General features: G+C 38.2%; 4 protein-coding genes. All 4 read right to left on the reverse strand.

The genetic code is table 11. The features are described 5' to 3' along the window. Window positions 1-420: 420 nt before the first annotated feature. The 4 genes from B3C16_RS10895 to B3C16_RS10910 all read right to left on the reverse strand — a co-directional run bounded on the left by B3C16_RS10895 (window position 421) and on the right by B3C16_RS10910 (window position 4,506). Window positions 421-1,155: a hypothetical protein gene (locus tag B3C16_RS10895; protein WP_291131573.1), complete on the reverse strand. Its 735-nt coding sequence runs from the start codon at window positions 1,153-1,155 to the stop codon at window positions 421-423. 12 nt (window positions 1,156-1,167) lie between these two features. After that, window positions 1,168-2,274: a cytochrome-c peroxidase gene (locus B3C16_RS10900; protein WP_291131575.1), complete on the reverse strand. Its 1,107-nt coding sequence runs from the start codon at window positions 2,272-2,274 to the stop codon at window positions 1,168-1,170. Window positions 2,275-2,427: 153 nt separating this feature from the next. Next, a complete protein-coding gene (locus B3C16_RS10905; protein WP_291131577.1) occupies window positions 2,428-3,435 on the reverse strand; it encodes a hypothetical protein in 1,008 nt (335 codons plus the stop codon). Between the two features lie 3 nt (window positions 3,436-3,438). Further along, window positions 3,439-4,506, reverse strand: a complete 1,068-nt coding sequence (locus B3C16_RS10910) for a hypothetical protein (protein ID WP_291131579.1) — start codon at window positions 4,504-4,506, stop codon at window positions 3,439-3,441. Between the last annotated feature and the right edge of the window lie 12 nt (window positions 4,507-4,518).

The following is a 4,518-nucleotide window of genomic DNA, read 5'->3' on the forward strand; positions in this document are numbered from 1 at the left end:
AATTGATGAGGGTGGGATACGTGCTGCAGAATTTACCGTAGCGCTACTTTCGTATTTTGGTAGAGAATTCTACGGTGGCCAGCCGGCAGCGGGTGCTCGATAATCTGGAGCTGAGTGCCAAAGAACGCTACGGTAAATTCTGCAGCACGTATCCCACCCTCATCAATTCCATTCCGCAAAAGCAAATCGCTTCCTACATTGGCGTAACACCGGAATTTCTGAGTAAAATGAAAGCGGAGTATTTGAGGGAATTGTAGATTTTTGCTCACTGAGGCACAGAGAAGGAGGAATGAAGAATTTACTCGTCGAAATATTCGTAAAACCCTTTCATTTCTGTATCAAAAATAATACCAATAAAGTAGTAAAACCTTATTGGTATTGTTTGCATTGAAAATGCTTTGAGAAATTAAACAGCGGCCGCTAAAACTTTACAATCAAAAAGAAAGTAACCGGTACGCTGAAAACGCCTGAGGAAGATTTTGACTCATCCGTGGTGACAGTTGTTACCATATCCGTAAACGGAAAGTTCATCCTGTCGCGCTGTGTAATGGCAATTTTTTGTTTCTGGTCGCCTGTAGCATAATAAAAGCTGGTCTCCGTGCCCACCAATACATTCGGCGTAATGTTGTAGCGAAGCCAGGCCATCGCACCGCCTCCAAAACTATTCAACTCAGAATTCGTTTTCGTGGTTACAGTGTCAAAAGAACGCAACAGACTGGTCGTGTAGTTTTTGTTGAGATTGGCAATCCCGTCAATACCGACACCCGTGCTCCATTTGGAGGACAATCTGAAACTTTTTTCAACACCCAGCCGGCAATGCAGTTCGTTAATTTGCGTCAGCTTGTTTGTCAGGCCATCTTCAGTCGTAAAATCCTGATAAGTATAACCGGCTCCTGCCCTGATGCCAATGCCACATTTTCTGAACTTCAGGGTATACATCAGCAGGTATGGATTGTTATTGGCAGTATTGCTTCCGTTATTATTAAAATTAAAAACCTGCCGGATTAATTCATTCATCTGTACGCCAACAAAGTGCTCTGTTTTATGTTCCTTTTTTGGTGCAATATCATTTTGTTGTGAAAACGAAGTTGAAGTAAACGCCAGTACAAAGGGTAAGGTTAATGCGGTTGATTTCAGGAATTGTTTTTTGATCATGAGGATGTGTGCTTATTTGGTTTTAAATGGGTTGGAGAATTTAGGATCGGTCGTCATACTGTAATCAGTCAGCGTATTCAAAAAGGCTATGATGGCTTTTTTGTCGTCTGCAGTAATATTCAATCGTAGCGGCGCACCGTTTTTATCACGCAAATTCTCGTCAAGATTCGGATCGTTTGGAATACCATGGCTGTAATAATCTAATACATCTTCCAGCGTGGCAAAACGGCCATCGTGCATGTAAGGCGCGGTAAGGGCAACATTACGCAGGTTAGGTATTTTGAATGAACCTACATCTGCAGGATTTCCGCTAACTGCGCCTGCACCTTTGTCTTTAGCAGGATATTCAAGTCCGATGTTAAACATGTTTTTTCCCATATAGCCGATGTTTTGAGGCTGATGGCAATTGTTGCAATTGTAAACATTATTGAATAAGGCAAGACCTTTCATTTCTGTTGCATTCAGTCCGTTCGCACCCTGATTACTTTTGTCAAAGCGGCTTTCAGTAGATCTGATAGAACACATAAATGTAGAAACAGCATCAGATATGCCTTCTACAGTAATCGTTTCGGAGCCATAAGCAGCTAAAAATAATTCCTTGTAGTAAGGTAGCGAGCTAAGCTTTTCCACCAGTTTGTCTAAATCACTGATGCCCATTTCCACGTGATTGGTAATCGGTCTGGCGATTAAATTAGCGGTGGAATTTTCGCGCCCATCCCAAAAAAGAGGCAACATTCCCGCAACACGATTTAGTGTTTTGGTAGAGCTAAAACCAAGGTTTTGTATGCCCATAGAATTCCGGCCGGTCAGCCTGTTTTCAAATCCTCTGCTCAGGGCCACATTATCTGCAAAAGCCAGTTGCTGTTTATGGCAGCTGGCACAGGAGATACTGTTGTTGATTGATAAATGATTGTCATAAAAAAGGACCCTTCCCAAGGTGGCGGTTTTATTCAACCCAGTTGAATTGCCGGACATAAGAGAGTCATAGTAAGCATAAGGTTGTGCCGGAAGATCTAAATAAACCGTATTCCCGGGGCTCTTGTCACTGATATTCTTTTTGCAGGAATAAATCAGGCCGGTGGCCAGCAGTATGCTGGATAAAACAATGGTCTTTTTCATGGTATATTGTTTTTAATGATGAAGAGTACTGTTAATGTGAAGCAAATTACATCTTTATTTTGATAATAAATAGCCTCTTCGCAAAAAACGTTAGAGAAATGCAAAACGTAAAAATTGAATTATTATTATTTAAACAGTAAAAAAGATTTGATTCTATTCATCAAAATACTCGTAGCGGTAATAGAAGATAACTTCCTTAATGCTCATTCCTGCTCGACCGTATAAATAAAAGTTTACGCTTGAATCTTTTGGTTTTATACAAGGTTCATCATCTTTCTGAACCGGATAGAATTCTCTGTAAACAGTATCAGTAAGGTTTTTCTTGTTTTTATGTGTAGAATTCTTACTGTAATTTTCATCGTTTCGTATGAGTGTTCCCCCGCAAGTTGCAACATCGATATTAAAAGCGCAATGATGAGAAAAAACTTCACCATCAATGAAATAACGCTGGGACTCTTTTTTCTTTAAATTCAAAATGTGCTTTTCATTTCCTCCCTTAATAATGCTGTAAAGTAATTTTTCACCGGTAAGATAGAGTTGGGCGGAATTGTAATTCGTTTTAAATGGAATAAAGTTATTATTGTTATGATGAAATTGCGGTAGCTTATTTAAGCTGGTAATATTAAATTGATTTGATGCCTGATCACCAAAATTAATTGTTGTATTGGCTACATTTTTGTCTGTAGAATGAAATACAGGACCCGTACAATCCGGATATTGCTGATGGTGTAAATTGTACTCATTATTTCTGCTGTTGATTTGTTCCCCGGTTTTGTAAGACCGCTCTATAATCTGATCAAATTCCAACGAATCGTTTTGTTTCAAATAAGTTTTGGTAATAAACGTTGAATCGACCATTAACAATTGACTGTTATAAATTATCTGCTTCACAACAGAAGTTTCATGCAGAAGGAAAAAAGAATCGATTCTTAAACTTCCGTCATTTTCTTTTCGGCTGATTATTCTTCCTGTTGTGTCAAATGTCAATGAAATTTTTTCTGTTCCGCCTTCCATTCGTAAAACATTTCTAACACCTGCATTTTTAAAAATGGAGGGGTTGATTTCGTAACCATAGATTGTTTTAATAATTCCTTCCTGCCCACGCCCCGCAACCGGCAGCAGCAACAAAAAACATAATATAGTGTTTAAAAAGCGGCTCATTTTCTATTCGTCAAAGTATTCGTAGCGGAAATAATATTGGATGGATTTTACCGGTACTCCCGAATATCCTCTCAGGTAATCTGTAAAATTAACATCAGTCGGCTTGACACAAGGTTTATCCTTTGCCTGCTCATAATAGGTAATTGTAAAAATGGTGTCTATCAAACCCTTGTTGTTTAATACTTTCTTTTCTTTATAAATAGGGCTTAGGCGTGAATAGTCACGGGCTCCGCCACAGCCTCCTCCAGACCCAAAGTCAAACCAATAATTTCTTTCATTAAAATTTTCTCCACGAACAAAATATTTCGTTTTATTTTTTGCAATCAGTTTTGATTTTTCATTTTCTGATGCGTTTGTAATATTTAGAACCTCAGTCTTTTTTTGAGAAAGATAAAATGTTTGAGTTTCATAAGACTTTCTGCTTAAAAGAGGTCTGTATGGTTGAGCGTAGCTTCTGTAATTCGGCCTGTAAATGGGATGAAAATTTCCATCTATTCTTTTTGGGGGAGAAAACTGTCCGTGATTCGGATACCGCCGGGTATAGTAGCGGTCCTCGGCATATTTTAGTAAGTTTCTATAATAATCATTCCGCTGATTCAGAGTTCGTCCGCTTTTGTAGGACTTATATTGTCCTTTATCATACCGAACAATTTTATTGTTTCGCGCTTGGATTTCTACTTTATCAATTAAAAGTGTGTCAATCCTTGCCAGGTCGTTTTCGTAAAAAAAACTATCAATTACAATGATCCGATTGGCTTCAAAAATAGAATCTGTAATTGTGATATAAATCCTTCCATCTAAACTTTTTCTTTTTATTATTCTTCCATTGCGGTCGAAAGTAAGCATAAAACGAAGCCCATTGGATGTTTGAAAAAGTTCTACTTTCCGGACATTGTTTTTTTTATAAATTTTTGCATTCTCAAGTCTATACCTATTTCTTTGTGTATGTCTGCTTTCATAATCTAATGATTCATTTCTTTTTGCATTCTCATCAATCACAATCCCCTGCCCGCGCCCTATACCCGGTAACAGCAAAAACCAAAATAATATCGAAGCAATAACCAATTTCATCTTATTCCAAAT

This window comes from Flavobacterium sp. UBA7682 (assembly GCF_002482945.1).
Classification (GTDB): domain Bacteria; phylum Bacteroidota; class Bacteroidia; order Flavobacteriales; family Flavobacteriaceae; genus Flavobacterium.